The organism is Cruoricaptor ignavus (genome assembly GCF_900141665.1).
Classification (GTDB): Bacteria; Bacteroidota; Bacteroidia; order Flavobacteriales; family Weeksellaceae; genus Cruoricaptor; species Cruoricaptor ignavus.
This window is the reverse complement of record NZ_FQYI01000001.1, coordinates 302,149-327,191: the sequence shown is the minus strand read 5'-3', so window position 1 is coordinate 327,191 and position 25,043 is coordinate 302,149. Positions and strand designations below refer to the sequence as shown.

At 45.5% G+C, this 25,043-nt stretch carries 28 protein-coding genes and 1 tRNA gene; 21 read left to right on the top strand and 8 right to left on the bottom strand.

What is annotated here, in order from left to right; translation table 11 throughout:
• Window positions 1–35: 35 nt before the first annotated feature.
• The gene (locus BUB43_RS01660; RefSeq protein WP_073177688.1) at window positions 36–1,634 is read right to left on the bottom strand and encodes a leucine-rich repeat domain-containing protein; all 1,599 of its coding nucleotides are present in this window, start codon (window positions 1,632–1,634) and stop codon (window positions 36–38) included.
• Between the two features lie 284 nt (window positions 1,635–1,918).
• Here BUB43_RS01660 and rpsL point away from each other — a divergent pair, with 284 nt between their 5' ends.
• The 7 genes from rpsL to BUB43_RS01625 all read left to right on the top strand — a co-directional run bounded on the left by rpsL (window position 1,919) and on the right by BUB43_RS01625 (window position 7,666).
• Window positions 1,919–2,329, top strand: a complete 411-nt coding sequence (gene rpsL, locus BUB43_RS01655; protein WP_073177686.1) for a 30S ribosomal protein S12 — start codon at window positions 1,919–1,921, stop codon at window positions 2,327–2,329.
• Window positions 2,330–2,352: 23 nt separating this feature from the next.
• Entirely contained in the window at window positions 2,353–2,829 is a 477-nt protein-coding gene (gene rpsG / locus BUB43_RS01650; RefSeq protein WP_073177684.1) for a 30S ribosomal protein S7, read from the top strand.
• Between the two features lie 6 nt (window positions 2,830–2,835).
• On the top strand, window positions 2,836–4,953 hold the full coding sequence (gene fusA / locus BUB43_RS01645; protein WP_073177683.1) for an elongation factor G: 2,118 nt from the start codon (window positions 2,836–2,838) through the stop codon (window positions 4,951–4,953).
• Between the two features lie 99 nt (window positions 4,954–5,052).
• Window positions 5,053–5,358: a 30S ribosomal protein S10 gene (rpsJ, locus tag BUB43_RS01640; protein ID WP_073177681.1), complete on the top strand. Its 306-nt coding sequence runs from the start codon at window positions 5,053–5,055 to the stop codon at window positions 5,356–5,358.
• Window positions 5,359–5,546: 188 nt separating this feature from the next.
• A complete protein-coding gene (locus BUB43_RS01635; protein ID WP_073177679.1) occupies window positions 5,547–6,326 on the top strand; it encodes a GLPGLI family protein in 780 nt (259 codons plus the stop codon).
• A gap of 138 nt (window positions 6,327–6,464) precedes the next feature.
• Complete coding sequence (locus tag BUB43_RS01630; protein ID WP_073177677.1) at window positions 6,465–6,827, top strand: hypothetical protein; 363 nt, start codon at window positions 6,465–6,467, stop codon at window positions 6,825–6,827.
• Between the two features lie 8 nt (window positions 6,828–6,835).
• Entirely contained in the window at window positions 6,836–7,666 is an 831-nt protein-coding gene (locus tag BUB43_RS01625) for a GLPGLI family protein (RefSeq protein ID WP_073177676.1), read from the top strand.
• A gap of 357 nt (window positions 7,667–8,023) precedes the next feature.
• Here the strand turns inward: BUB43_RS01625 and BUB43_RS01620 are convergent, their stop codons facing one another.
• Window positions 8,024–8,383 (bottom strand): hypothetical protein, encoded by a 360-nt coding sequence (locus tag BUB43_RS01620; RefSeq protein ID WP_073177674.1) that lies wholly within the window; start codon window positions 8,381–8,383, stop codon window positions 8,024–8,026.
• 167 nt (window positions 8,384–8,550) lie between these two features.
• Here BUB43_RS01620 and BUB43_RS01615 point away from each other — a divergent pair, with 167 nt between their 5' ends.
• Window positions 8,551–9,705: a hypothetical protein gene (locus BUB43_RS01615; protein WP_073177672.1), complete on the top strand. Its 1,155-nt coding sequence runs from the start codon at window positions 8,551–8,553 to the stop codon at window positions 9,703–9,705.
• 28 nt (window positions 9,706–9,733) lie between these two features.
• On the top strand, window positions 9,734–10,270 hold the full coding sequence (locus BUB43_RS01610) for a hypothetical protein (RefSeq protein WP_260200444.1): 537 nt from the start codon (window positions 9,734–9,736) through the stop codon (window positions 10,268–10,270).
• On the opposite strand, the gene BUB43_RS01605 is transcribed toward BUB43_RS01610, so the two are convergent.
• From BUB43_RS01605 to BUB43_RS01595, 3 genes are read right to left on the bottom strand one after another with little or no spacing between them, the layout of a single operon-like run.
• Window positions 10,225–10,791, bottom strand: a complete 567-nt coding sequence (locus tag BUB43_RS01605; protein ID WP_073177668.1) for a 5-formyltetrahydrofolate cyclo-ligase — start codon at window positions 10,789–10,791, stop codon at window positions 10,225–10,227. The two genes, BUB43_RS01610 and BUB43_RS01605, sit on opposite strands and share 46 nt — an antisense overlap.
• Window positions 10,791–11,021: a ferredoxin gene (locus BUB43_RS01600; protein WP_073177666.1), complete on the bottom strand. Its 231-nt coding sequence runs from the start codon at window positions 11,019–11,021 to the stop codon at window positions 10,791–10,793. The genes BUB43_RS01605 and BUB43_RS01600 overlap by 1 nt, the downstream gene beginning before the upstream one ends.
• A gap of 7 nt (window positions 11,022–11,028) precedes the next feature.
• Entirely contained in the window at window positions 11,029–12,273 is a 1,245-nt protein-coding gene (locus BUB43_RS01595; RefSeq protein WP_073177995.1) for a peptidase U32 family protein, read from the bottom strand.
• Window positions 12,274–12,574: 301 nt separating this feature from the next.
• Between BUB43_RS01595 and BUB43_RS01590 the strand changes: the two genes are divergently transcribed.
• Window positions 12,575–14,092, top strand: a complete 1,518-nt coding sequence (locus tag BUB43_RS01590; protein ID WP_073177993.1) for a trypsin-like peptidase domain-containing protein — start codon at window positions 12,575–12,577, stop codon at window positions 14,090–14,092.
• Window positions 14,093–14,137: 45 nt separating this feature from the next.
• Here the strand turns inward: BUB43_RS01590 and BUB43_RS01585 are convergent, their stop codons facing one another.
• Genes BUB43_RS01585 through BUB43_RS01575 form a run of 3 tightly spaced genes read right to left on the bottom strand, consistent with a single transcriptional unit; the run spans window position 14,138 to window position 17,536 of the window.
• Window positions 14,138–14,587: a hypothetical protein gene (locus tag BUB43_RS01585; protein WP_073177664.1), complete on the bottom strand. Its 450-nt coding sequence runs from the start codon at window positions 14,585–14,587 to the stop codon at window positions 14,138–14,140.
• Window positions 14,587–14,967, bottom strand: coding sequence for a RidA family protein (locus BUB43_RS01580; protein WP_073177653.1), 381 nt, complete (start codon window positions 14,965–14,967; stop codon window positions 14,587–14,589). The genes BUB43_RS01585 and BUB43_RS01580 overlap by 1 nt, the downstream gene beginning before the upstream one ends.
• Before the next feature lie 46 nt (window positions 14,968–15,013).
• Entirely contained in the window at window positions 15,014–17,536 is a 2,523-nt protein-coding gene (locus BUB43_RS01575; RefSeq protein WP_260200443.1) for a putative LPS assembly protein LptD, read from the bottom strand.
• A 110-nt stretch (window positions 17,537–17,646) separates the two neighbouring features.
• Between BUB43_RS01575 and BUB43_RS01570 the strand changes: the two genes are divergently transcribed.
• The 11 genes from BUB43_RS01570 (at window position 17,647) to BUB43_RS01525 (ending at window position 25,029) form a co-directional block, all read left to right on the top strand.
• Window positions 17,647–18,942, top strand: a complete 1,296-nt coding sequence (locus tag BUB43_RS01570; RefSeq protein ID WP_073177649.1) for an N-acetylmuramoyl-L-alanine amidase family protein — start codon at window positions 17,647–17,649, stop codon at window positions 18,940–18,942.
• 34 nt (window positions 18,943–18,976) lie between these two features.
• Window positions 18,977–19,048: transfer RNA gene (locus BUB43_RS01565), tRNA-Glu, on the top strand.
• Between the two features lie 201 nt (window positions 19,049–19,249).
• The gene (locus BUB43_RS01560; protein WP_073177648.1) at window positions 19,250–20,605 is read left to right on the top strand and encodes a tyrosine-type recombinase/integrase; all 1,356 of its coding nucleotides are present in this window, start codon (window positions 19,250–19,252) and stop codon (window positions 20,603–20,605) included.
• Between the two features lie 37 nt (window positions 20,606–20,642).
• Window positions 20,643–20,981, top strand: a complete 339-nt coding sequence (locus tag BUB43_RS01555; protein WP_073177646.1) for a type II toxin-antitoxin system RelE/ParE family toxin — start codon at window positions 20,643–20,645, stop codon at window positions 20,979–20,981.
• Window positions 20,963–21,277, top strand: a complete 315-nt coding sequence (locus tag BUB43_RS01550) for a helix-turn-helix domain-containing protein (protein WP_073177644.1) — start codon at window positions 20,963–20,965, stop codon at window positions 21,275–21,277. The genes BUB43_RS01555 and BUB43_RS01550 overlap by 19 nt, the downstream gene beginning before the upstream one ends.
• Window positions 21,278–21,304: 27 nt before the next feature.
• Window positions 21,305–21,556, top strand: coding sequence for a hypothetical protein (locus tag BUB43_RS01545; RefSeq protein WP_073177643.1), 252 nt, complete (start codon window positions 21,305–21,307; stop codon window positions 21,554–21,556).
• 69 nt (window positions 21,557–21,625) lie between these two features.
• Window positions 21,626–22,441, top strand: a complete 816-nt coding sequence (locus BUB43_RS01540) for a hypothetical protein (protein WP_073177641.1) — start codon at window positions 21,626–21,628, stop codon at window positions 22,439–22,441.
• 100 nt (window positions 22,442–22,541) lie between these two features.
• Window positions 22,542–22,817, top strand: coding sequence for a helix-turn-helix domain-containing protein (locus BUB43_RS01535; protein ID WP_073177991.1), 276 nt, complete (start codon window positions 22,542–22,544; stop codon window positions 22,815–22,817).
• A 238-nt stretch (window positions 22,818–23,055) separates the two neighbouring features.
• A complete protein-coding gene (locus BUB43_RS01530; protein WP_073177639.1) occupies window positions 23,056–23,340 on the top strand; it encodes a helix-turn-helix domain-containing protein in 285 nt (94 codons plus the stop codon).
• Window positions 23,327–23,500, top strand: a complete 174-nt coding sequence (locus tag BUB43_RS11215) for a hypothetical protein (protein ID WP_159430214.1) — start codon at window positions 23,327–23,329, stop codon at window positions 23,498–23,500. The genes BUB43_RS01530 and BUB43_RS11215 overlap by 14 nt, the downstream gene beginning before the upstream one ends.
• A gap of 17 nt (window positions 23,501–23,517) precedes the next feature.
• A complete protein-coding gene (locus BUB43_RS01525) occupies window positions 23,518–25,029 on the top strand; it encodes a hypothetical protein (protein ID WP_073177637.1) in 1,512 nt (503 codons plus the stop codon).
• Window positions 25,030–25,043: the final 14 nt, after the last annotated feature.

The window sequence follows — 25,043 nt, the reverse complement described above, 5'->3', positions numbered from 1 at the left end:
ATAAGGATAGTTTTAAAACCAGGCCCCGCCACAGCTTATTTTTTTATAAATTTAAAACTCCGGACGGTTCCTTCGGTTTTAATTAATATGGTATAAACCCCCGCCGGCAGGGCGGCTACAGAGACGGAAATGCTGTCTGTTTTGATGATTGCTCTGCCGCTCTGGTCAAAAATTACCGCAGATTCCAGCCTTTCGCCGCCGCAGCGGATGTGGAGGTAATCGCTCGCCGGGTTGGGATAAACGGCAAAGCTTGCATCAGCTTCCTCCGTGCCCAGCGCGCCGTCGGCAAGTGTCACGGGCTCGCGGAAGAGGGAGAGCTCGAAATACCCCCCGCCGGAAGTCTCCAGGTAATACGCCTCCGCAGTATAGTCTGCAAAATCGGTTTTTTTAATGGAGCCGAGCTGAAAGTTTTTGGTGCTCACGCCTGTGTACTCATCCAGGTTTTTCAGCCAGGAGATTTTGTAGACATCCGTGGGCAGGCTCTGTTTCAGCGTGGCTTCCCCGCCCTCTCTGGCGGCTACCGTTTCTGTTTCGTCATACCTCTGCGGAGAGTAGGCTATATCGGTAAACGAACGCCTGGCGGAATGGAAGTTTTTAATCTCATTAAGGCTGTAGCGGTTGTTCTGCAGCTGCACGATATCCGGAAGATTTTGCGGAATTTCCCCGCTGAGTTGGTTCCCGATCAGCGAGAGATACTGCAGCCTCGGGAGCTCTGCCACTTCAGCAGGTATGGCGCTAAGTTCATTCCGGTCGAGGTTCAGGAGCTGCAGATTTTTCAGGCGGCCGAGGATTTGAAAATTTTCCAAACGATTCCCGCTCATATCCAGGTGCGCCAGATCTTTCAGCGCCCCGAGCTCTGCAGGCGCTGCTTTCAATTCATTTTCTGCAAGGGAAAGCCATTGCAGACCGGAGAGCGAATGGAGCGCAGAGAAGTCCGTGATTTTATTTTGGGAAAGATTCAGAATTTCCAGAGATTTCAGGGCAGAAGCCTCGTTAGGAACTTTTGCCAGCTGATTTCCGGAAAGATCTAATTCTTTCAGGGAGCTCAGCTTAGCCAGAGCTGAAAAATCCCGGATCTCATTGCCCGAGAGATTAAGAATTTCCAGGGAAGAGAGGCGGCCTAGTGGCTCAGGAATTTCCTTTAGCCCGAATCCGGAGAGATCGAGTGAAGCCATCAGGGGAGAATTTTGCAGAAATGAAAAACTGCTGGCAGAGAGCGCGTTTCCTCCTAAGTTCAGCTCCGTAAGGTTGGTAAGCGAGCCGGCGACCAGGGAAATATCTCCGGTAAAAGAATTCTCGCGGATGTCCAGCGCCCTCAGCGTCGGAGGCAGCTGCGGCAGATCCCCGCCGAGGTTGTTGGCATTCAGGTAGAGGGTTTTCAGCTTCGTTAATGCTGCAAGTGATGGTAGCCTGCCTTTCAGGTTGTTGGAGTTGAGCTTTATCTCCGTCACATGCCCGTCTTCCGTGGTGATGCCGTACCACTCGCTCGGCTCCGCATCCGTATCCCAGGGGATTGCCCATCCCTCGCCGCCGGCATCGTTGTATAGCCTGATAAGTGCCGCCTTTTCCTCCGGCAGAACGCTTTGTGCGCTGCAGCATACAGAAATCAGCAGAAAGAGTAAAAATTTTTTCAAGAGAGTAGTTTTGGCAAAGGTAGATTTTTCCGCAAAATTTGCAGAGGAGATTTTTTTAATGTGCAGATATCTTCGAGATTCAGTCCAGGTTTGTTCCGGTCCCGTTCGGAAAAATGCTGCTCTTTGAAAGGCAGACCGGGAGAAGACCGAAGCAAAAGGGGGCGAAACCCCGGGATGCTCCGTTTTTTCTAAGATTTTTTTTATCCCTGCGAGCTAATTATTTGTAACTGCTTGCGGTTTCGGAATTTATCCTTATTTTTGCAGCCTAAAAATAAAGCATTTAGATGCCTACTATTCAACAGTTAGTAAGAAAAGGAAGAGCCACGCTTGCCAAGAAGAGCAAATCGGCTGCCCTTGATTCCTGTCCGCAAAGACGCGGTGTATGCACCCGTGTGTACACTACCACGCCGAAGAAACCGAACTCTGCCCTTAGGAAAGTGGCGAGGGTAAGGCTTTCTAACGGTAAGGAGGTCAACGCTTATATCCCGGGCGAAGGACACAATCTTCAAGAGCACTCGATAGTATTGGTAAGAGGCGGAAGGGTGAAAGACCTACCGGGAGTGAGATACCACATCGTGCGCGGTGCGCTGGATACCGCGGGCGTGAACGGAAGAACGCAGCGCAGATCGAAGTACGGCGCGAAACGCCCTAAACCGGGGCAGGCACCGGCAGATGCTAAAGGAAAGAAAAAGTAATCATTAAATAAGGTAAAAGTACAATGAGAAAGACGAAAGCGAAAAAAAGACCGTTGCTGCCGGATCCGAAATTTAATGATCAGCTGGTGACAAGATTTGTGAACAACCTGATGCTAGACGGCAAGAAGTCCATCGCATTCAGGATATTTTACGATTCACTCGATATTGTAGAAAAGAAAAAAGGCGAAACTGAGAAAGACGCCCTTGAAATCTGGAAAGATGCCCTCACCAATGTGATGCCGCATGTAGAGGTGCGCTCAAGAAGGGTAGGCGGAGCGAACTTCCAGATCCCGATGCCAATTCGTGCCGACAGGAAAATCTCTATGGCGATGAAGTGGCTCATCAAATATTCCAAGGCAAGAAACGATAAGTCTATGGCGCAGAAGCTTGCGGCAGAGATCTTGGCAGCGTCCCGCGAAGAGGGTGCGGCCTTTAAAAAGAAAACCGATACGCACAAAATGGCGGAAGCTAATAAAGCATTCTCACACTTTAAATTCTAACCTGAAATGGCAAGAGATCTTACACTTACAAGAAATATCGGTATTGCCGCCCACATCGACGCGGGTAAGACCACTACCACGGAGCGTATCCTTTTCTACTCCGGGAAAAACCATAAGCTGGGCGAAACCCACGAAGGTTCTGCCACCACCGACTGGATGGAGCAGGAGGCGGAGAGAGGTATCACGATTACTTCTGCAGCCGTAACAGTAAACTGGACATTCCCGACAGAGCAGGGCAAGCCGCTTCCGGATGCAAAGCAGTATCATTTCAACATTATCGATACCCCGGGGCACGTGGACTTTACCGTGGAGGTAAACCGCTCACTTCGCGTTCTCGATGGTCTGGTGTTCTTATTTTCAGCAGTGGACGGCGTAGAGCCGCAGTCTGAAACCAACTGGCGCCTTGCAGATAATTACAAAGTACCGAGAATGGGCTTTGTGAATAAAATGGACCGCCAGGGAGCTGACTTCCTCGCAGTATGTAATCAGGTAAGGGAAATGCTTGGCTCTAACGCGGTACCAATTGTACTGCCTATCGGAGATGAAGCAGATTTCAAAGGTGTGGTAGACCTTGTGAAAAACCGCGCCATCATTTGGCACGATGAAAACCACGGCTCTACCTTTGATGTTGTGGACATCCCTGCAGAGATGGAAGCCGATGTAAAAGAATACAGAGGAAAACTTATCGAAGAAATCGCTGCCTATGACGAGAATCTTCTAGAAAAATATATGGAGGATGAAGAATCCATCACAGAAGAGGAAATCCATACGGCACTAAGAGCGGCTACGCTGGATATGAGCATCATCCCGATGACCTGCGGTTCTTCTTTCAAGAATAAGGGTGTACAGTTTATGCTGGATGCTGTTTGTCGCTACCTTCCATCCCCAATGGACAAGGAGGCGATTGACGGTACCGATCCAAAAACTGACGAGCCGGTAAGCAGAAAGCCATCCGTAAGTGAGCCATTTGCTGCGCTTGCATTTAAAATTGCTACAGACCCGTTCGTAGGTCGCCTCGCATTTTTCCGCGCTTATTCCGGACGATTGGATGCCGGTTCCTATGTGCTAAACACAAGGTCGGACAGCCGCGAGAGGATTTCCCGTATCTTCCAGATGCACGCCAATAAGCAGGAGCCAATAGAGTACATCGAGGCTGGAGACATCGGTGCTGCGGTAGGTTTTAAAGACATTAAAACTGGAGATACACTTTGCGACGAGAAAAACCCTATCGTGCTAGAATCTATGGTATTCCCGGATCCAGTAATCGGTATCGCGGTGGAGCCGAAGACCAAGGCAGACCAGGATAAAATGGGTAATGCCCTAGCGAAGCTTGCCGAGGAAGACCCAACCTTCCAAGTTAAAACTGACGAGGCTTCCGGACAGACGATTATTTCTGGTATGGGTGAGCTTCACCTTGACATTATTGTAGACAGAATGCGCCGCGAGTTTAAGGTGGAAGTAAACCAGGGCGAGCCTCAGGTGGAGTACAAAGAAGCGCTTACCAAAAACGCAAACCACAGAGAGGTTTATAAAAAACAATCCGGTGGTCGTGGTAAATTTGCGGACATCGTGTTCGAAATCGGGCCTGCCGATGAGGGTAAAAGCGGCCTTGAATTCGTGAATGAGATCAAGGGTGGTAACATCCCGAAGGAATTCATCCCTTCCGTAGAGAAAGGTTTCAAGGAAGCGATGAAGAACGGGCCTTTGGCAGGTTTCGAAGTAGATTCTATGAAGGTAACACTGAAGGATGGTTCTTTCCACGCGGTGGACTCTGACCAGCTTTCTTTCGAGCTTGCTGCAAAACTTGGTTTCAAGGAATCCGGAAAAGCTGCGAAAGCGGTAATTATGGAGCCGATTATGAAACTGGAGGTGGTAACGCCGGAGGAATATATGGGTGACATTGTGGGCGACCTGAACAGAAGGAGGGGCACCGTGAACGGTATGGATGACAGGAACAACGCGAAAGTTATCAAGGCATTTGTGCCGCTTTCCGAAATGTTCGGGTATGTAACGGCGCTGAGAACGCTTTCTTCCGGGCGTGCAACATCCACAATGGAATTTGAGAAGTACGAGGCTGCACCGCAGAACATCGCCGAAGAAGTAATTGCAAAGGCGAAAGGGTAAAACGCAATAAGCTTTAGGCAGTAGGCTTTACGCCAGTTGCCTGAAGTTTTAATTTTCGCAGAAAGCTTACTGCTTACTGCATAAAGCAAAAAGCATAATATGGCACAACGAATCAGAATAAAATTAAAATCCTACGATTATAACTTGGTGGATAAATCTGCTGAGAAAATCGTAAAGACGGTAAAATCTACCGGAGCTGTAGTGAACGGGCCGATTCCGCTCCCTACGAACAAGAGAATCTTCACGGTGCTTCGTTCGCCGCACGTGAACAAGAAGGCAAGGGAGCAGTTCCAGCTTTCTTCTCACAAAAGGCTGATGGACATCTACTCATCATCTTCCAAAACTGTGGATGCCCTGATGAAGCTGGAGCTTCCTTCCGGTGTGGATGTAGAAATTAAAGTGTGATAACTAGCTGAAGGCATCTGACCTGATGCCGAAAGTTTGTATGAATAATTCCCGCTTTGAAAATGGCGGGATTTTTTTTGTTTGGAATGATTACAAATTTAATATGAAATATGATTTTTGTCATATTAAATTCATTTGAAACTTCTTTTAATTTTACTTAAAGTAAACTCTCCTCAGCTTTTGGTTTAATGAAAATATTTACAATCTTATTCATTTTCTTTTTTCAACTATTATCCTCTCAGTTTACAGTAGAATACAGGGTGCATCACCGAATTGATTCAGCTGTAGCAGAAAATGATGTTATTCCCTATGGTGCCAAATTATTCATAGATGGGTACCATACCCTGTATGCGTCTGATGCTCGCATCCAATCTGATTCCCTGAGGTTACGATTTAAAGCAAGTATGGATTTTGGCGTCCTTTCTGTGCCTAGAAAGCGAGGAAATAAGACAGAGTATATCACAGGTGATTTAAAAAATATGACTATTACCCAGCATATTCGTATTGATGATACAGGATTTAAATTCACCAGTAAAATTGGGAATGTATGGAATTTATCCAGAGAAACCCGGCAAATCGGGCCTTATAAAGCCAACAAAGCCGTTGGCAATTTATCGGGAAGGAAATATACTTTGTGGTACACACCGGAAATTCCTATTCCAGCTGGCCCTTTTAAATTGTACGGTCTTCCTGGCTTAGTCCTTGAAGCTTTTGATGAAACTGGTGATATAAGATTTGAAATGATTTCGATTGCCAGATACGAACAGGGTTTAGACGACATCGTTATAAAGGGCGAGAATGAAAAAAATATTTCGTCCTATCAAGAATATTTAAAAGTTTTTAAAGCATCGATGCATGCCAGGCCTTCGCAGAATCTTTATAATTTTGCTGATGCTGAAAGTAAAAAACGATTGGAAGAAAATTATGAAGAGAGACTGAGGCGCTATAATAATTTTATTGAAAAGTAATCCTGCTACTGCCCATTCTCAAAAGTCAGCGGAGCCGATACCTGGCTTCCTCAAAATTTCCTCATTAATTTAAGCAAATTCCAGCTTTGAAAATGGCGGGATTTTTTGTTTGGAATGATTACAAATTTAATATGAAATATGAGTTTTGTCTTATTAGATTTGCATAGTTTTAGTTTTAGTTTTAGTTTTGAAGCTCTAATTAAAAATATTGGTATGAAGAAACTGTTTTTATCCGTAGCATTTAGCTTCGCAGGATTATTGAGCGCTAAAACTGAGAAAATAATTTCTCCCATCAAATCTCAAAACATTAACTTATCTTGTTCTCTATCTATTTGGAAGCCAATAATTCATGATTGGGTGAGTGTTACAACTGGATGTGGGAAAGTTTTTTATTTAGATGGGAATGATTATAAAGATTGTTATGAATGCCTGCAAGAAGACGCTAGACAATTTACTGATGCCCAATGTGGAGAAGGATACGGTTTTGATCTTCCTTATTGAATATTTAAATGAAAAACTTTCTTTTTTTATTTTTATTCTGTCAATTTTCCATTTTCTCTGGACAGGAATTTTCTATGATTCAAAGATTTACTGCGCCAAAATTTCGAAGTGATATAAAAGAAAAGTCAGATTTTGTAGTCTTATATGAAATTACTTTTTCTGACGGCAAAGGAAAAAGTTCTATTGCAAAAACCTTATTGCAAAGTGGGTATAATTACTCTAAATTTTTAGATGTAAACACCATTGGCAGAGATTCTTTAATACAGGCACATAGTAAATTAGAGTCTGTAGGCGCAAAGGAATTAAACGAATTAGGCCAATTTAATGTTGCATATAAGAAAAGTGTTTTAAAAGATTATCTTTCAAATTCTATTCTTTATCAGGAAAGACTATTTAAGAATACCTATCAATATTCAGAACCAATTCCGAAAATAAAATGGATATTGGGCAACTCGGAAAAAACATTGTTGGGTTATAAATGCAAATCAGCATCAACGGATTTTAGAGGTCGAAAATATAATGCTTGGTATACCGAAGAAATTCCAAAAAGCGATGGGCCTTATATTTTTCAGGGTTTGCCTGGTCTTATTCTACAAATTACAGATGAAGTTGGCACTTATGATTTTACCGCTGTAGCAATTGAAAAAAAGAAGATGAATATTTATTGGAGAAATGAAGAAAATATTGTCCCGGTAACAAGAGAGAATTTTCGTAAGATGCAACAAAACTATTTCGAGAATCCAGGTATTTTTATGAGCGGTAAAGCATATGACCAATACGGAAAAGAAATTTCACTACAAAATAAGAAGCGCTTATATTTACCTTTAGAATTAGAATAATTTCCTCCAAAGTGGGTCCCTTAGAGAAGGAAAATCGATAAGGATTGGAAGCGAGGAAATAACTTCCACGAGCCGACTTGACGCAAGGAGGAGAAGCTATCAAGAGACTATAAAGAAGTATTACAACCCTATAGAGCGGGACAAGCTCATCAACTATCCTTCGAAATAAAAATCTTGAAAATACATCCTGTTTCTTAATAAATCAATACCCGCTGTGAAGATGGCGGGATTTTTTGTTTTGGAAGGATTACAGCTGTAGATTCTGAGAAACATTATATTTTACAAACTGGCGAGCAACACTCAAAGAAAAAGAGTCCGATTTATACCGGACTCTTTTTCAAAACCTTTTACTGTAAATTATTTTACAGTAGTTGCAGCGTTTCCAACAGCGTCCTTCACAGCTTTGTTAGCTTCAGCAGCGGCATCAGCAGATTTGTCAGCAGCAGCCTGAGCAGCATCGCCGGCAGCGTTTGCTTTATCTTTGGCAGCATCTACACCAGCCTGAGTTGTTGCAGCAGCAGCATCCTTAGCAGCGTCAGAAACTACGCGAGCAGCAGAGTCTACTGTAGCGGCAGCGTCCTCAGCAGCAGCTTGAGCAGAGTCAGAAGCCAGAACAGCGTCAGTCTCAGCAGCATTGTTGGTTTCTACAGTTTCAGTTTTCTTGCAAGCAGCAAGCGAAAGAGCAGCAACAGCCGCTACGAACAATGATTTTTTCATAATGAAAATATTAAAGGGTTAAAATTTTTTCTTTCGTTCACTTTTGAACAGGGCAAATGTAGGGCAGCCAAAAAAAAATCCAATAGAAAATTAATTGTAATATCTTTGTAAAGTGATTTACAATTTAACTTAATTGAAAATCAGTGTTTTATAATATTTAAGCAATTTTGGACGATATAGATTTACTGCATTTTGAACAGCTGAAAAAGGAGATTCAGGATAAGTATCTGGAAAATCACAGCCCTTCTGATAAAGAAATTTCTAAATGGAAAGGGATTGATATCATCTACTTTCAGGAAGAACTGCGCCGTATTGCCAAGGGAAGTATTTCCGAAAAATCTTTTTACACCTACTTCAAAACATCGCCGGTCAGCAAGCTGCCAAGGATTGATTTGCTGAATATCCTCAGCATTTATGCGGGTTACGCTTCGTGGTACGATTTCAAGAAGCAACATCTTTTTGCTGATGAAATCCTGAAAGAAAATGATGAAGGCATTTCTACCGAAGAGCTTGAAAAGGAAATTGCTGCTGCGGAAAGTGAAGAAGAACTTTTAAGTAAATCCACCGAAAAAATTTCTGCGGAAAAATATGAAACAACGGATGAAAAACCTGATTTACAATTAAACTATACTGAAAATCAGGTTTTTGTAAAACATAATGAGAATCAAAGCGAGATAAAAATAAAACATAAAAAATCATTCAAAGATCATCTTTGGTGGATTTCTACGATTCTCGCGGCAGTTTTGCTTGGGATTTTAATTTTTCAGGATGAGATTTTCAGAAAAAAATACACCTATAGATTTATCGACGCCGATAGAAACAGCCTGATAGCCGACATTGTAGAAGTAAAAATCCTGCGGCCAAATGACGAAAGCCCAATATTAGTAAAGCTACAGCCAAAGCAGGAATTCACTTACAACACAAAGGCAAAGGAACTGAAAATGGTGGTTTCATCGACATTTTACAAGGAAAAGGAAATTTACCGAAACCTTGAAAATGCGCCAAGAGACGAAACCATCGAGCTTCAGCCGAATGATTATGCACAAATGCTTTACTATTATTCGCGATCTATAAAGGATTTGAAGAAAAAAAGACAAGAGCTGGAACGCTTGATTGCAGATAATGCGCTGATTTACCAGGTGTTCGACAGCGAGCAATACGGCGTAGAAACAATGGACAAACAGCGGTACATCAGCCTAGTAACTTTGCCGACAACCTCGCTGGAAAATCTAGATGTGATAAGCACACAAACCGATGCCAAAGGCAAAATTAATATGATTAAATTTCGAATATTGAAAACCGATGAAAAACCTGCTGAATAATTTTATTTTATCCATAATTTTCTTAAATTTGTTATTTTCCTGTAATAAAAATACAGAAAATATCAGCGATAACGAAAGTTGGCGAGATAATCAAAACGAGAAAACCTACCCTGTTGCAAAGCTGGACAGCGCACAGGCAATAGCGCAAATTACCACTCAAAAAACGCAGGAACTGTTGGATTTGGCGGCGCTTTACCGCTCAGGAAACGGTGATTCTGAAATAGATTCAGTGATTTTTGCGCAAATGCAAACCTATTTTGAAAAACCAGATTCGCTTATTTTAAAAAAACTTTTTCGCGAAATCGACAGCCTGAATGCGAAAAATGCGAAGGTTTCCAACTTGAATGTTCACAAGGAAATCATCGGGAAAGACACCGTGAATTTTGCAACTTTCGATGTGGAATATTTTAACCAGGATAACCGTGCTGTAGGGACTTTGCCGAGAACTGCGCGCTTTACGATGAAGCTGAAGCCAGTGCAGTTTAAAAAGGAATTTAAATTTTTCTTTGAAGATTTAGACTACAAAGTTCCGAATGAAAAAACTTCATCCGGCGTCACCAGATAATCGAGCGGAACATCGTGTTTATCGGCATTTTCAATAATTTCATCTGGCGGGAAAAAATTCACACCGACCTTCAAAGAATTTTCAACCTGGGTAAAAAGCCTGTCGTAAAAGCCTTTGCCGTAGCCTACCCTGTTGCCAAATTCATCGCAATACAATAAAGGTGTGATGATATAATCAAAAAATTTCTCGCCGGAATCAGCATTAGTTCTTGGCTCAGAAATTCCAAAACTGTTGATTTCCAATTCTGTTTCAGGAAAAATTTCCACAGAAATCAAACTATCTCCCATCATTTTCGGAACAAAAACCCTGATGTTTCGCTGAAAACAATAGTCAATAAAACTTTTTGTTTTTACTTCCCTCAATTTTGAAACCGATAAAAATATGTGGATTTTTTGCGAATCTTTTAAATCAAAACAATTTATAAAATTCTCAAAAATCCTTTCTGAAAATTGAGATATTTCATTCAGGCTCAGCGCCTTTCTCTTTTCTCTGTAAATTTTGCGCAGCGCAGTCTTTGTCATCAGATTTCTTTTACAGTGATGATGTTTACAGGGCAGGCTTTCGCTGCCTTTTCACAGGGCTCAAAAGCGTGATGTAGCGGCGTTTTCAGTGTGTGGAAGCCTTTTTTTTCAGTGGATTTTAGCAGTACGGATTTCCCGTCTTTTTTGGACATACGGAAAAATTCCGGCGCAAACTCCGCACAGTAATTGCAGCCGATGCATTTTTCGCGTTGAAGAGTGACGATTACCATCAGACTTTTAAGCCGGTACCACCTTATACAGCTTATCGCTTGGTCTTACGCGGAAATTCGTCCTGAAAGTTATCACATCAGATTTCGTCGCTTTTTCCGCAATGCCTTTCTCATCCACCATCATTTCTTCCACCACCATCTCCTGCGAGCCGGTTGTCGGCCCTTGAATCAGCACCTTATCGCCCACGCTCAAATCATAGGCTTCAATCAGGAATTCCGCAATATTCGATTTTGGATAAAAATGCCGGCCTTTCCCAATGTAAACCTTCTTCTGCGTAGCATTTGATCCAGGATTTGGAGACCACTCACCCAATTCCTGACCAAGATAATAGCCCGCCCAGAAACCGCGGTTGTAAACCGTTTCCAGCCTTTGCATCCAGCCTGCCACTTTGTCAGCATCAAAGTTTCCGTCCGCAATGGCATCTATCGCTTCGCGGTAGCATTTCACCACGGTGGCCACATATTCTGGCGCTCTTCCGCGGCCTTCAATCTTCAGAACTTTCACACCGGCATCCACGATTTCATCGAGGAAATCAATCGTGCAAAGATCTTTTGGCGACATCATATATTCATTATCCAGCTCGATTTCAAAGCCGGATTCCTGGTCTATCACCGTATATTTCTTGCGGCAGTTCTGCTTGCAGGCCCCACGGTTTGCCGATGAATTGTGCGAGTGCAAGCTCAGGTAGCATTTGCCAGAAACTGCCATACACAGCGCACCGTGCCCGAAGATTTCCACCTCCACCAGATTTCCGGAAGGACCGCGAACGTTTTCCTTTTCAATTTGCTGACAAATTTTCCGAATTTGGTTTAATGAAAGTTCGCGGCTCATCACCATTGTATCGGCAAACATCGCGTAAAACTTTACCGTTTCAATGTTGGTTATGTTGATTTGCGTGGAAATATGCACCTCCATCCCGATTTGGCGGGCGTAAGCAATCACCGCCTGATCCATCGCAATCACGGCGGTCAGGTTCGCTTCCTTCGCTTTATTGAGAAGGGTTTTGATGATGGAAAGGTCGTGATCGTAGATGATGGTGTTGAGCGTGAGATAAGTGCGCACGCCTTTTTCGGCGCAGCGCCGCGAAATTTCCGGTAGGTCATCCAGCGTGAAATTCACCGTAGAGCGCGCCCTCATATTGAGCTGCTCCACACCGAAATACACGGAATCTGCGCCGTTATCAATCGCTGCCTGAAGCGATGCAAAATCGCCTGCAGGTGCCATCAGTTCTATTTTTCCGCTTTTCGTCATTAATTTTAGTTCCTGAAAAATTTTTGCAAAGATAAGGATTTGCAGAAGTTTGGATTTCAGAGTCAAGAACCGAGATTTGAGAAACAAGATTTTACGCAAAAAGTTAATAGCACGCAAATACGCAAAGCTTTACCGATTTTTTTCAATTTTTAAATCTTAAAAAACGCTTCAAAAGGCTCAGCGCGAAAGGTTTCACAAGCCATATTTTACTTTTTACTTGTGCCTTTTTACTTTGCTCAACAGGGTTTAGCATTAAATTTGTAATGAATTGCGAAAATTCACAAATAAAAAATTGAAAATGATGAAGGATAGATTGAAAAAACTTGTGCCGTATGCGTTGGTTGGCGTAATGTCCGGCGCTACAACTTTCGGCGCCATCCATTATTTTGGGAATGGCGGCGCTTCCAATGATACGGGCTATTTCCAGACGGCGGAAAATGTTTCCTTTGCCGGCCTGAATTCCGCGGCAATCGGTGATGATTTCGTGAAAGCCTCCAAAACCACGGTGCCTGCGGTGGTTACCATCAGAAATTACAGCAACCGCTCCGCCGGAAGAATTACCGAGCAGGATATTTTTGAACGCTTTTTCGGAGATCCTTTCGGAAGGCAGCAGCGCCAGCAGCGAATGCCGGACAATATGCCGACGAGTATGGGTTCTGGCGTGATAATTTCGCCGGACGGCTACATTATTTCCAACAACCATGTGGTGGCGGGTGCCAATAAAATCGATGTGGTGCTGAGCAACAAAAAGGTGTATTCTGCAACGCTTGTGGGCACCGATCCAAACACGGATATTTCCCTCCTTAAAATTGAGGAGAAAGGTTTGCCGTACCTGAATTTCGCCAATTCTGATGCGGTGGAAGTGGGGCAGTGGGTGTTGGCGGTGGGAAATCCGCTCGGTCTGAACTCTACGGTCACGGCGGGCATTGTTTCCGCAAAAGGTCGCGGCATCGGGATTCTTTCGCAAAGCGGCACGGCCACCAACCCTATCGAAAGCTTCATCCAGACGGATGCGGCAATTAACCAAGGAAATTCCGGCGGCGCTTTGGTGGATACCAATGGAAACCTAATAGGCATTAATTCCGCCATCGCTTCGCCGAGCGGTTATTACGCGGGCTACGGCTTTGCGGTGCCATCCAATCTTGCCAGGAAAGTGGTGGAGGATCTTAAAAAATACGGCCTAGTTCAGCGTGGGTTCCTCGGTGTGCAGTCGCTGGACCTCTCCGATGATCAGTCGGTGGCAAGGTACAACCAACAGTACCGCACCAGCCTGAAGCCGGGTAACGGTATGTATGTCATCAGCGTTCAGGACAATAGCGGTGCAGAGTCCGCAGGACTGCGCAAGGGTGACATTATTACAAAAATCGATAATGTGCCGGTGAGCAGTTTCAGCGACCTTTCCGTACTGGTGGGTAGCAGAAGGCCAGGGGATAAAGTAAATGTGAGCTACCTGCGCAATGGTCGGGAAACTACCGTGCCTGTTACCCTGCACGATCAGAAAGGCGGCACTTCTGCCAGAAGCCGGGCAGACCTGACTGTTAGTGAAAAAATCGGAGCGGAATTTGAGCCGCTGAGCGATAGCTTCAAAACAAGATACGGCCTGTACAGCGGAGTGATTGCGAAGAATGTAATTCAGGGAGGAGAGCTTTCGAAGATTGGCATTGGTGATAACTACATCATTACCGAAATCAACGGAAAAGGCGTAAACTCACAGAAAGATGTGGAAAACATCCTGAAAAATCATAGGGGCAATGTTTCCGTAAAATTTGTGGATGGCTACGGAAGAATTTACACCCAAGGCTTCCGAATGCCGGAGTAAATGTTAACAAAAAGAAAAGAGGCTGCAACCAACTGCAGCCTTTTTTTATAGATTGAGCTTCCTCGAAAGCCGCCTTTTCTCCGCCCTGTCAAGGATGTATTCCACAATCTTCCCGCCCAGCCAGGCGCACGGAAAGTAGATGAAGATGACGGCAATCTTGTAAAACCACGGGTGATACGGGAAAATCAGGATATCCAAAACGGCAAGGCTCAGCAGCAGCAAGCCGGTAAGCATTGCGTACGCCACCTTAGCATATTTTACAACAAGGGCAGTCGCCACGCCGCCCAGAATGGATGCCACGCCGATTGTTGGGATTAGAAACCAGAAGAAGCCCTTCTCCTGGCTTACAGATTCCAAGAACTTTGCCCAGTGCTGGAAGGGCAGAAATTTGTCATAGGTCACCCACTCAGGATTGATGCGGATGGCAAGCCCGATGATGAGCGCCGAAACCGCGAGCCCCAGCAGCACGCCCAGGGTATTGCGAAGGAAATTCATCAGCCCTTGTATGCGATCATTGAAATTTCCACATCCACCCCGCGCGGCAGCCGGGAGACCTGCACGCATTCCCTCGCAGGGTAGGAACCCTCGGCCAGGTAGGAGGCATACACATCATTCACCACCTGGAAATCATCCAGATTGGTAAGGAATATCGTAGCCTTTACCGCATTTTCAAAATTCAGCCCCGCTTCGGTAAGGATGGCTTTCAGGTTCTCCATTACCTGCGCTGCCTGCTCTGCCACGCCTTCGGGCACGCTTCCGTTTTCTGGGTTTACGGGCACCTGCCCGGAGATGTAGAGAAAGCCTCCCGCCAGCACGGCGTGGGAGTACGGCCCTATCGCTGCAGGCGCCATTTCTGAGTTGATAATCTTTTTCATAGTGGCAAAGATAATCCGATATATTTACCCTTGAAAATATTCTTCATCAGAACGGCGCGTTTGCATCATTAAAACTTCTCTGCTTGTACTTCACTGCGTCGCGGAGGATGTTTGCTTTAATGCCGATAAAGAAGTCATAAACCTTGTATGCGCCAAAAGGCACCCAGTTGAAAGTAATAAGGAAGCTGCGCTGGTCCCTGTTGAAGCCAAGCCTGGTATAGCCTATTTTCCCGCTTGCGAGGTCGTAGTTCGTGCTGTAGTTTATATTCCAATACGGGGTAAGCTTCACGCTGCCGTCCAGCCCTACGGAGGCTACCTCGTTTCCGAAGCGCGTAGAGCTGCGGTAGTAGGCGTAGTTGGCATTGATGTTCAGCGTCCAAGGCTGGCTGAAGCGCGCATAATTTTCCTCATCAAAGAAATAATTTTCATTGCGGATGGCGCCCCTGGTCTGGTACTTGCTTTCCGGTTTTTCCCTTTCGCCGAAAATGGCATCGCTCAGCGGCACGGACATCTGCACATTGAAGCCCTGAATTCCGAAACCGCCGAACCTGGTAGTGCGGGTACCTATGCCGTATTCATCATAGTTGGTTTTGTAAGGATCTACCACCAGGCTGGTGTTCACGCTTAGTCTGCTGTCGAAAAGCGAGGTCTGCCCGCTTACATTAATCATCGACCATTTATAATCCTTTGCAGCGAAATTGTAGCCGCCGGAAATATTCAGGCTTTCAAAAATCTTCACCTTTTTCACCCCGGCGGAGTCGGATTTCGAGCGTACCTTCATCTCGATGTTATTGCCGATATTGAAGCCTAAACTCTGCACCAGGCCGCTGGCAGGCGCTCCATACACGCCGCCCTCGAAGATGGAATAGGGTGTCATCGCGCCGCTCGCGTCGTAGTAGTGCCGATAATAGCCCCAGGATGGCGAGCCGAAATCTGGCGAGTAGGTAAAGCCGATGCTCGGCGTCATCATATGGCGAATCGCCTGTACCGCACTGTTTTTTTTGAAATTCAGCAGGCCGTAGAGCGTGGTCTGCAAACTTGCCGATGTGGAAAAGGTAGAAAATCCGGCAATCTTATTCCGGTAATCATTTACTATTTCGTTTTTTACCGGGTCATACGCTCGGCTTAAAGTCTTGGTACTCAGTACATTATTAGCATTTGCGCTGAGGCTCAGGGTGAAGTACCTTGCCAGGGTGGTATTGGTGGAAAGCGCGAGATTATTCTGCGCCCCGGTCTGCATCTTGTCCCACATTCCTTTGGTAAACATCTCCTGAGACTGGGCATTCACATAGTTGGAGAAATTCAGCCCTGTGTTTACGGTAAGGTTTTCCAGCAGGCCCTCCCTCGCGCCGCCGTTTTTGGGTTTAAAAAGATAAAACTGATTCACCGCTACCGTAAGCTGCGGCAGCCTGAGATTTACAAAATTCGTCGCAAAATTCTGGCTGTAGGATGCGCTCCCCGTGATGTACAGCGGTAGGGTAAGGAACCTTTTAGTAATGCTCACCGAGGAGTTCTGCTGCGTGTTCAGCGCATTCTGGTTGAAGAAATAATTGTTGTTTACGGTGTTGTTGTAAAATTTCTGGCTTACGATATCCACGGATGCCGAAAAATTCAGGTAAGGGTTGGCCTTGGGGTCCTGCTGGTGCCGCCAGCCGATGCGGTAGGTGCCGCTCTTGTTGTAATCCGCCAGGCCGCGGATGCCGCGGACGGTGGTGCCCGCCTCTGCGGAGAAGTTGCCGGAGTAGCGGTAATTTTTTTTGTAATTCACCTCCGGGCGGAGGTTCCAGCTGCCCTTGGTATACAGGTCGGCAAGTAGCTTTACATCAAAATGATCGCCCAGCGGCTGGTAGTAGCCCAGCCCGTTCAGGAAGAAGCCCATATCCTGCCGCTCCCCGAAGCTTGGGATGAGGATGCCCGCGGAGCGTTTGTCGGTAATCGGGAGAATCGCAAATGGCATTATCAGTGGCGTAGGCACCTGCTCTATGTACATCTGCACGGGGCCGGTGATCACCTGTGACGCATTCTTCCCGCGTATCAGTTTTATGTCCGGCGCGAGCAGGTGGTAGTCCGCCACGGAGTCCTTCTTTTTAATGAAATATTCATCGGTGGTGTACATTCCGCGGCGCATAAAGTATACGGAATCATTTACTTTCTTCGTTTTCTGCGCCACTATCACCCCCTCGCTTTCCTCCGTTCGCGCATTGTAGGCAATGGCCTGCATTGTTTTAAAATTGAAGCTGAACTGGTCGGTTTCGTACTTTTTCCCGCCCTGCATTGTCACCACCGGTTCCTGCAGCCTGCCTTCGGCATCGGTTTTTCCGCGGGCGAAGATGTTCCCCGTATTCCAGTCGATAGAGATGTAATCTGCCTCTACCTGCATATCGCGGTAGGTCACAGCAGCCTTAGTGGTAAGGAAAGACATCTTGCGCGGTATGTCGTTTCGGATGTTTTCCGCCCTGGAATGCACCACCGCATCCAGCGGCTCTTTCTTTTTCAGGCTGTCCTGCCCTTTGGCTGAGCCAACGGCTTGCTGGTTTTTAACATCGTCCCGGCTTTGTGCATTTGCCAAAAAAATGTTAAAAATTAGGATAATCGGGATATGTATTTTATTTTTGATGCCTTGCGGAAATTTAGCTGGCGCGTATTGCCGGCGTCAAAATTATAACAATTTTATATGTGATGAAGATTCTGCTAAAAAATTTCTACAAAATCTCCCTGCTTCTCGTACTTTTTCTTGCCTGCGTGCCTGCCTTGGCGCAGAAGAAGTTCACCATAGTTCTGGATGCCGGCCACGGCGGGCAGGATGCCGGCGCTACCAAATATTACGGAGAATTAGGAACGCTGCGGGAGAAGGATATTACCCTGGATATCACCCTCGCCGTGGGGCGTATGCTGGAAAAAAACAAGGAATACAAAGTAATCTACACCCGCAAGGTGGATGAGTATCCATCCCTTACCGAGCGTACGAATCTTGCCAACCGGAGCAAGGCGGATCTCTTCGTCTCCATCCATGTGAATTCCGCGGGCAACACCTCGGCGTACGGTACGGAGACCTTCGTGCAGGGTCCCAACCAGAATAAGATGAACCTGGAAGTAGCCAAGGCGGAAAACTCCGTAATCTGGCTGGACGAGAAGGATAAGGAAACCTTTGGCTCTTACGACGCCTCCTCGCCGGAGTCGCTCATCGCGCTGAGGATCCAGCAGGAGAAGTATCTTCAGAAAAGCCTGTTGATGGGCGGTTTCGTGGAGGATAATTTTTCTAAGAAAGACGGCAGGTTCTCCCGCGGCGTAAAGCAGCAGAACCTCCATGTGCTCCGCCTGAATGCCATGCCCTCGGTTTTGATTGAAATTGGCTTCGTAAGCAACTTTGGCGATGCGCAATACATCTCCTCAGCTGCCGGGCAGAAGGCTATTTCCCAGAGCATTTACGATGCCGTGGAAAGCTATCGAGCGGTTATCAACCGCCGCGGCGGCCGTATGGCATCTGCGCCTGCAGAGCCGGAAAAGCCGAAGGAGCAGCCCCTGAAAAGCAACTTCCGAATACTGCTGATGAGCTCGCCCGTAAAATACAACATCGGCGATCCCGCCCTGAAAGGATTAAGCGACATCCTCACTATCAAGGAAAACGGGAATTATTTCTATTACTTTGCCTCTACTAATTTCGCCAGCACCCGGGATGCTAATTTTAAAATTGCCAAAGATGCCGGTTTCAGGAATGCTTCCATCACCTCCTTTATGCCTAATCAGGCGCTTACCAACGGCTACTACACAATTGAGCTCGCGGCAAGTAAGGAGAAGCTTGCAGACAGCTCGCTGGTAATGAGGAACTTGAAAAATGTTCAGCGCAATAAGGTGAGGGGCACATTCTACTATACCTACGGCCAAGTGCGTACGCTGGAGGAAGCCATAAAACTCCAGCAGGAGCTTGCTGCAATGGGGATAAACTATACCGCGATCCAAAAAGTAACGAAGTAATAAATAATAATCTCTAATTTTGCACGCTTCGGATGGCCTATTCGTCTAGTGGTTAGGACTCAAGATTTTCATTCTTGCAACAGGGGTTCGATTCCCCTATAGGCTACAATTCCTTAATCCGCTTAAATCAGGCGGATTTTTTTATTGCCTATTTTTCAGCTATAAACCCTTTATTAATAGGCAATTGCAGATGTTTGGATGTTTTCCTAAGGTAAGGCGAGATAAGATATGTTTAAATTATTTCGGGGAAAACGGGGGAAAATTCGGGGAAAGATTTTTACCTTTGTTCCGTTCAAACAAATCAATTATGACAGCATCATTTCGCATCAGGAAGGGAAAGGGTAATTCCGCGACAATCTACCTGCGTGTTACGGCAGACAATCAAAGGCTGGAAAAGAAAACGAGGGAAACCGTAAACCCTATTTTCTGGAACGGGAAGGACAGCACCGTGAAAAACCCTAACAGAGTAAGTGCGACGACCGATGAGAAGGAGCGGCTGGTGGAGCTGAAGAAAACACTGAACGGACTTTCAACCTACATTGCCGACCAATACCGAAACAGGAAGGACACGGAGATAATCAACGGGCAGTGGCTGGATGAAGTGATTGAGGCTTACTATAACGGGGGCAGGCGCACGGAGCTGCTGGATAATCTGAACAATTTCCTCAATTACTTTATAGAAAAGATTTTGCCGCACAAGAGCGCTGAAAATTCCGGCAAGGTATTGAGCACGAGGACGCAGGATAAATACAGGAAAATCATTGAGCATTTAAAAAATTTTCAGACGAAGGAAAATCTAAACCTGAAGGTTTCCGACTACGATAAACATATCAGCGACCGTTTCCAAGATTATTTGAAAAATGATTTGAAACATTCGGCGGTGTCCATCGGGAGAGAGATTACGATACCGAAGGCAATCCTGAAGGATGCGAGGCGTATGGGGATTCAGGTAAACGAGCTGGTATTTACCGAAGTGAAGGGCAGCAAGCCTGAAACACCGTGCCCCATCCTCATCATTGACAAGAAGAGAGGCATTGACGAACTGCAGCAGCTAAAGGACTTCGTCACGATTGACCCAAGATTAAAATTATGCAGGGACTGGATGATTATCGGCATCCACACGGGACAAAGGGTATCGGATTTGTTCAGTCTATCTCCAAACCAAATCACCACGATAGAGGGCAAACAATACATCGTGCACAGGCAGCAAAAAACCGGGGCGAAAGTGGAGATACCGATGCACCGTGATGTGCTGGAGATATTGGAAAAACGCGGGGGTAACTTCCCTGAGAAGTTTTCGGACAAACCCGACAGCAATACGACCATCTTCCTGAAACTAATAAAAAGACTATGCAAACGGGCGGGACTTGACCGGCTGGAATACGGCAAGAAATATGACGAGGAGAACAAGAGATATACCTACGGGCACTACCCCCTCTACGAAGTTTTCAACGCACACTCGCTGCGGAGAACTTTCGCCACGATGTATTATGGGGAATTCCCTACTTCCGTTATAAAGTCGGTTACGGGGCATTCCACAGAGCAGCAGCTGTTGAATTACATCGGGAAGAAGGATGACCCCCTTGCTCGCAAATTCCACGAAGTTTGGAAGAGGCAGCGTGAAGAGGCAAAGGCTGCGGAGGATATTCGGAAGGCGAACTGATATTGTTACGAATTTATTACATTTGCATAAGATTTGTATGAGGACAATCCTATACAGCGATGAGGTAAGGGCGTTTCTGGAGGAGGCGGATAAGGGCGTGCTGATAAAGTTTGATTATGTGCTGAGCATCTTGCAGAGCCAACCGGTCGTCAATGCCAAGACTGCGAAGAAACTAACGGGCACACCGCTGCACGAGCTGCGGATACAGGTGGGGAACGAATACAGGATATTGTGTTTCGCGATTGACCACGACAACATCACACAGGCACGGAACATACTGCTGCTGAACGCATTTATGAAGAAGGCGACGAAGGATTACGACAAACAGATAAAAAGGGCATTAAAAATTTTGGAGCAATGGACAGACCGAAGATAGACTGGGAGAAGGCGAAGGCGGAGTGCCACGATGCCGGCGAATGGCTGGAGAGCAGGCACGGAAAGGAAGGGACACCGGAACGGGAGAAATTCCACGCTGATGCGCTATCCTATTACTACGGGGAGCTGATACGGGAAACACGGAAGGAGCAGAAACTTACCCAACAGCAGCTGGCGGACAGGGTAGGCAAAGAGAGGGCGTACATCGCGCGTATTGAGCAGGGCAAGACGGACTTGCAGATGAGCAACTTCGTGCAGATTATCAACGCGCTGGGGCTGCGGATGCAGATATTGTAAAGGTTAAACACAAAATACATTTCAGATATGAACACAGCACTAAAGGACAACCGCTTGGAATTCTTCACAGCGAGGGATAATGCAGCTGATGCATTGCAGAAGATTGAAACCATCATCAGCATATTATCCAAAGTAAACGAGTATAATGCCAACAACGACAGCACGGGGGCATTCCATCATTACGAAACTGAATATTTCTATATTGAGGATGCACTAAAAGAGCATACGGACAAACTTCAGGATGCATTGAATAGCTTGAAAACGCATTCAAACTTATAAGTAAAATCTATCCTTCTCATCAGGGCGCACGATGATGCGCCATTTTTAATTTTAAAGGCGTTCAAACTTATGATTTATCAGGGATTCAGAAATTTGGAGGATTTTCAGAATGGATTCACAGAGCATTACGAAAGGTTTAAAAGTATGTATCCCGATGCGGAGTTAATAGACTATCTGTACGAACTAAAAAAACATTATCAAAATTTTCATAGAGATACTTTTGCAATAAATTGCCGATACGACGACAGTGACGAAGGAAAATTAGAAGAATGGAGTTTTGAGAAATTACTTGAAATACGAAAAAAATCCACAACTCAATGTGGCACGACGTCGTTTGCTGATTTAATGGAACATTATCTGATTGAAGGCCTTGAATGGAACTTCCCTTTTGACCAACCCAATTTCGTTTATTTAGATTTTATTTTAGAGGAAACTTCAAACAGAGGAGTGCCAACTTACAGGTTTGATTATACAGCATTTGATAATTATAAAAAATTTGGCCTCGCAAAAATTCAAAGGGATATTCAGAGAAGGATAGACGAAATAGAAAAACCGGCAGCTGAAATAGAGAGTGCAGAGCCTATTGATGATTATTCCAGAGAGAACAACCAGAAACCCAAAATAAAATTAATTCTGCTGGACAAGCTGGGCGTGATAGATGCGATTGCGGCAAGCCTGATTGATGAGGGCAATGTAACCCATTTGGCGCAAGTTATTAGCGCAATAACAGGAGAGAATGCCAAGACCCTGCGCTCTTACATTAATCCCCTACGCAGCTATACCAATGCCGCACACAATAGTCCCTACAACAGCGGAAAAACCGTGCAAGAGGCGGAACGATTATGGGACAAGCTGAAATTGAAGAATAAGGACACTGGCAAATAGTCAGTGTTTTTTTTATTTCGGGTAAAAAAGAGTATTACCCAGCAATTACCCACTTAATCTTTGTAGCGTGAAAATTAAAACAAATAAAAACGCTACGATTATGAATACAATTAAATTATCCGTGCCGGAGGAGAACATCCAGCAGATTGCCGACACCGTGAAGAGCCAGCTGATGGAGGAGCTGAAACAGCAATTCATACCGAAACAACCTGCCGAATACATTTCTGCGGAGGAACTTTGCAAGAGGCTCAGCATTACCAAGCCCACCGTGCACGAATGGAGGAAGAGGGGCATCATCCAAGCCTACAAGATTGGCGCGCGAGTTTACTACAAGTGGGACGAGGTGGAAAAGGCGATGCAGCTGCAAGCCTGCTGAACGGGGACGAAGAAAGGGGACTGGAAGATGTCCCCTTAAGGCGTTCAAACCTACAATCTTTTATGACTGCGCTGCGAAATTACAGATAAATTCCCACACGGCACAATACCCGAGTGCTATTTCCAATGTATGCATCCCAACGGGCTAAATGCCTGATGCAGCAGCGTTTACCACTGAACATAATTAAGCAAAACCGTTCACGGCAGCACCACGATTTACCTTTGACAAAAACGAAGGTATGATACAGGAAAAAGGCGCAAGCCAAGTGCAGAGTATGCTGGAGCAGATACTAACCGAACTGCGAGAGCTAAAGGGCGGACAGGCGGCTGGAGAGCACACGGAGTATATGACACAGCAGCAGGCGGCAGCATACACCGGGATGTGCCGCACGAGCCTATACAAACTACGGAAGGCAGGAGTGCTGAAGAGATACGGCACAGGTAGAAAGGTAATGTATCTGCGAGGAGAGCTGAATGGGATAATGCAGGAAACGGAAAAACATACTGGGCGTGAAAAATCTTGACAGGGAGAAAATCAATATCTGCGATGCCATTGAGGAGGCGGCAGGAAGATGCGACTTGGAATTTGCCGATGTGTTTTCCGCGTGCGAGGATTACGGCTTGGTGGATGAAGAGGGGAACTTAACGGAAGAAATACAAGAGGAATACGCTGCGGCTGAATAAAAAACGAGAGAATAAGGATGCTGGATTTCTTGAAGATAAGGTGCGACTTGCAGGAAATTGTGGAAAAGGTGCGGAGAAATATACCGGCAACCTACGGGAAGAGCTATACCAACAATGGCGGAAAACGGGAGGCGGTATATAAATCCCCCTGCAGCAACATACGGCTAAAATTCGGGACACAATTCTACAACAACGGACAGGCTGCACGGCGATATGTGCAGATAGAATTTTCCGCTCACAAGCTGAAGAACAGAGGGCTGCATAATGCCGACCGCTGCACGATGAACGAGGCGAGAGCCATAATGGTAAACACGCTGAATATGTTCGGAATTGAGCGGGCGGACTATCACCTGTTCCGGATAATCCACTTGGAATTAGGCGTAAACTTCAATATGATGCGATGCGGCTACGAAATACTGAACACCGCGATAAAGAACGGCAAAACCTACTACTTCCATATTCCGGATAAGGGCAAGCCACACTACACGGTGGCAGGCAGGGAGGGCAAGAACTTTAAGGGCGGCAGGCTGATAAAATTCTACATAAAGGCGGAGCAGAAAGACGATGCCAGCGGAAAGACTTATGCGGAGATGGGCTACTGCGAGGCGGACACGATGAGGTATGAGGTAAAGATTTTGGACACGAAACAGCACAAGGCATTTGGCTGGCACAATTTGGAAAACCTATTCACAGCGGATGGAGAGAGAAGGCTGCGGAACATCCTAATGAAACAGGTGGGGGAAACATTTTTCTACGACCATAAGAGCATAGACAAAAGGAAATTGACCAACATCCAGCTGAAACATTATTATCAATGGCAGACTTCAAAAGACTACTTCAGGAACTTGAGAGGGGAATTTTACAGCAGGGAAAGAAAGATTTACGAAGGAATGCCAAAGTTATATGACTTCCAAGAGCAGATAACAAATGCCATAGCGAACGAAGTAAATAGGGCAAATCCGACAGATTTCAATTGGGATAGTGTAACCCACGAGAAAGAAAAAACACGACGAAATAGTCCGACAATCTTAAAAGAAGGAAACAAAAAAACACGACGAAATAGTCCGACAACTACTTGCAAAAAACACGACGAAATAGTCCGACACCAAAACGGCATATTAAACAGCGAAAACCACGATGAACAAAGGGATGAGATGAGGTTTACCCTACCCTTTCAATCTATTGATGCACCATTTGGGGAACTTTTTTACAACGATGAGAACCTACGAAATTCCACACAAGACGACAGGTGTTGTATAGTAACGAAATTACCAATCGGTATGCAGAAGAAAGGCAGCAGGTTTCTGAACACTACGGGACTTAACTTTTACCGCGCCCATCATCCCGACGCATATGCGGAACTTGAGAGGATGTTTCTAAGGGACAGCAACGCAAGCACTATTGAGGAGCTGAACTACAACATAGCTCACAACATACGCAACACCCATACTAACTACCACCGTGACCGCAAGAAGTTTGAGGAAAGGTATTACCCTAAGGGACAACTGCAGTTTGCGTTCGTGTATTGATGCAAAGAAAAAAA

Bases quoted from the DNA above. Each gene is read 5' to 3' on its own strand.
- rpsL (WP_073177686.1), top strand. From the start codon at position 1,919: ATGCCTACTATTCAACAGTTAGTAAGAAAAGGAAGAGCCACGCTTGCC.
- rpsG (WP_073177684.1), top strand. From the start codon at position 2,353: ATGAGAAAGACGAAAGCGAAAAAAAGACCGTTGCTGCCGGATCCGAAA.
- fusA (WP_073177683.1), top strand. From the start codon at position 2,836: ATGGCAAGAGATCTTACACTTACAAGAAATATCGGTATTGCCGCCCAC.
- rpsJ (WP_073177681.1), top strand. From the start codon at position 5,053: ATGGCACAACGAATCAGAATAAAATTAAAATCCTACGATTATAACTTG.
- BUB43_RS01635 (WP_073177679.1), top strand. From the start codon at position 5,547: ATGAAAATATTTACAATCTTATTCATTTTCTTTTTTCAACTATTATCC.
- BUB43_RS01630 (WP_073177677.1), top strand. From the start codon at position 6,465: ATGAGTTTTGTCTTATTAGATTTGCATAGTTTTAGTTTTAGTTTTAGT.
- BUB43_RS01625 (WP_073177676.1), top strand. From the start codon at position 6,836: ATGAAAAACTTTCTTTTTTTATTTTTATTCTGTCAATTTTCCATTTTC.
- BUB43_RS01620 (WP_073177674.1), bottom strand. From the start codon at position 8,383: ATGAAAAAATCATTGTTCGTAGCGGCTGTTGCTGCTCTTTCGCTTGCT.
- BUB43_RS01605 (WP_073177668.1), bottom strand. From the start codon at position 10,791: ATGACAAAGACTGCGCTGCGCAAAATTTACAGAGAAAAGAGAAAGGCG.
- BUB43_RS01600 (WP_073177666.1), bottom strand. From the start codon at position 11,021: ATGGTAATCGTCACTCTTCAACGCGAAAAATGCATCGGCTGCAATTAC.
- BUB43_RS01595 (WP_073177995.1), bottom strand. From the start codon at position 12,273: ATGACGAAAAGCGGAAAAATAGAACTGATGGCACCTGCAGGCGATTTT.
- BUB43_RS01590 (WP_073177993.1), top strand. From the start codon at position 12,575: ATGAAGGATAGATTGAAAAAACTTGTGCCGTATGCGTTGGTTGGCGTA.
- BUB43_RS01585 (WP_073177664.1), bottom strand. From the start codon at position 14,587: ATGAATTTCCTTCGCAATACCCTGGGCGTGCTGCTGGGGCTCGCGGTT.
- BUB43_RS01580 (WP_073177653.1), bottom strand. From the start codon at position 14,967: ATGAAAAAGATTATCAACTCAGAAATGGCGCCTGCAGCGATAGGGCCG.
- BUB43_RS01570 (WP_073177649.1), top strand. From the start codon at position 17,647: ATGAAGATTCTGCTAAAAAATTTCTACAAAATCTCCCTGCTTCTCGTA.
- BUB43_RS01560 (WP_073177648.1), top strand. From the start codon at position 19,250: ATGACAGCATCATTTCGCATCAGGAAGGGAAAGGGTAATTCCGCGACA.
- BUB43_RS01555 (WP_073177646.1), top strand. From the start codon at position 20,643: ATGAGGACAATCCTATACAGCGATGAGGTAAGGGCGTTTCTGGAGGAG.
- BUB43_RS01550 (WP_073177644.1), top strand. From the start codon at position 20,963: ATGGACAGACCGAAGATAGACTGGGAGAAGGCGAAGGCGGAGTGCCAC.
- BUB43_RS01545 (WP_073177643.1), top strand. From the start codon at position 21,305: ATGAACACAGCACTAAAGGACAACCGCTTGGAATTCTTCACAGCGAGG.
- BUB43_RS01540 (WP_073177641.1), top strand. From the start codon at position 21,626: ATGATTTATCAGGGATTCAGAAATTTGGAGGATTTTCAGAATGGATTC.
- BUB43_RS01535 (WP_073177991.1), top strand. From the start codon at position 22,542: ATGAATACAATTAAATTATCCGTGCCGGAGGAGAACATCCAGCAGATT.
- BUB43_RS01530 (WP_073177639.1), top strand. From the start codon at position 23,056: ATGATACAGGAAAAAGGCGCAAGCCAAGTGCAGAGTATGCTGGAGCAG.
- BUB43_RS01525 (WP_073177637.1), top strand. From the start codon at position 23,518: ATGCTGGATTTCTTGAAGATAAGGTGCGACTTGCAGGAAATTGTGGAA.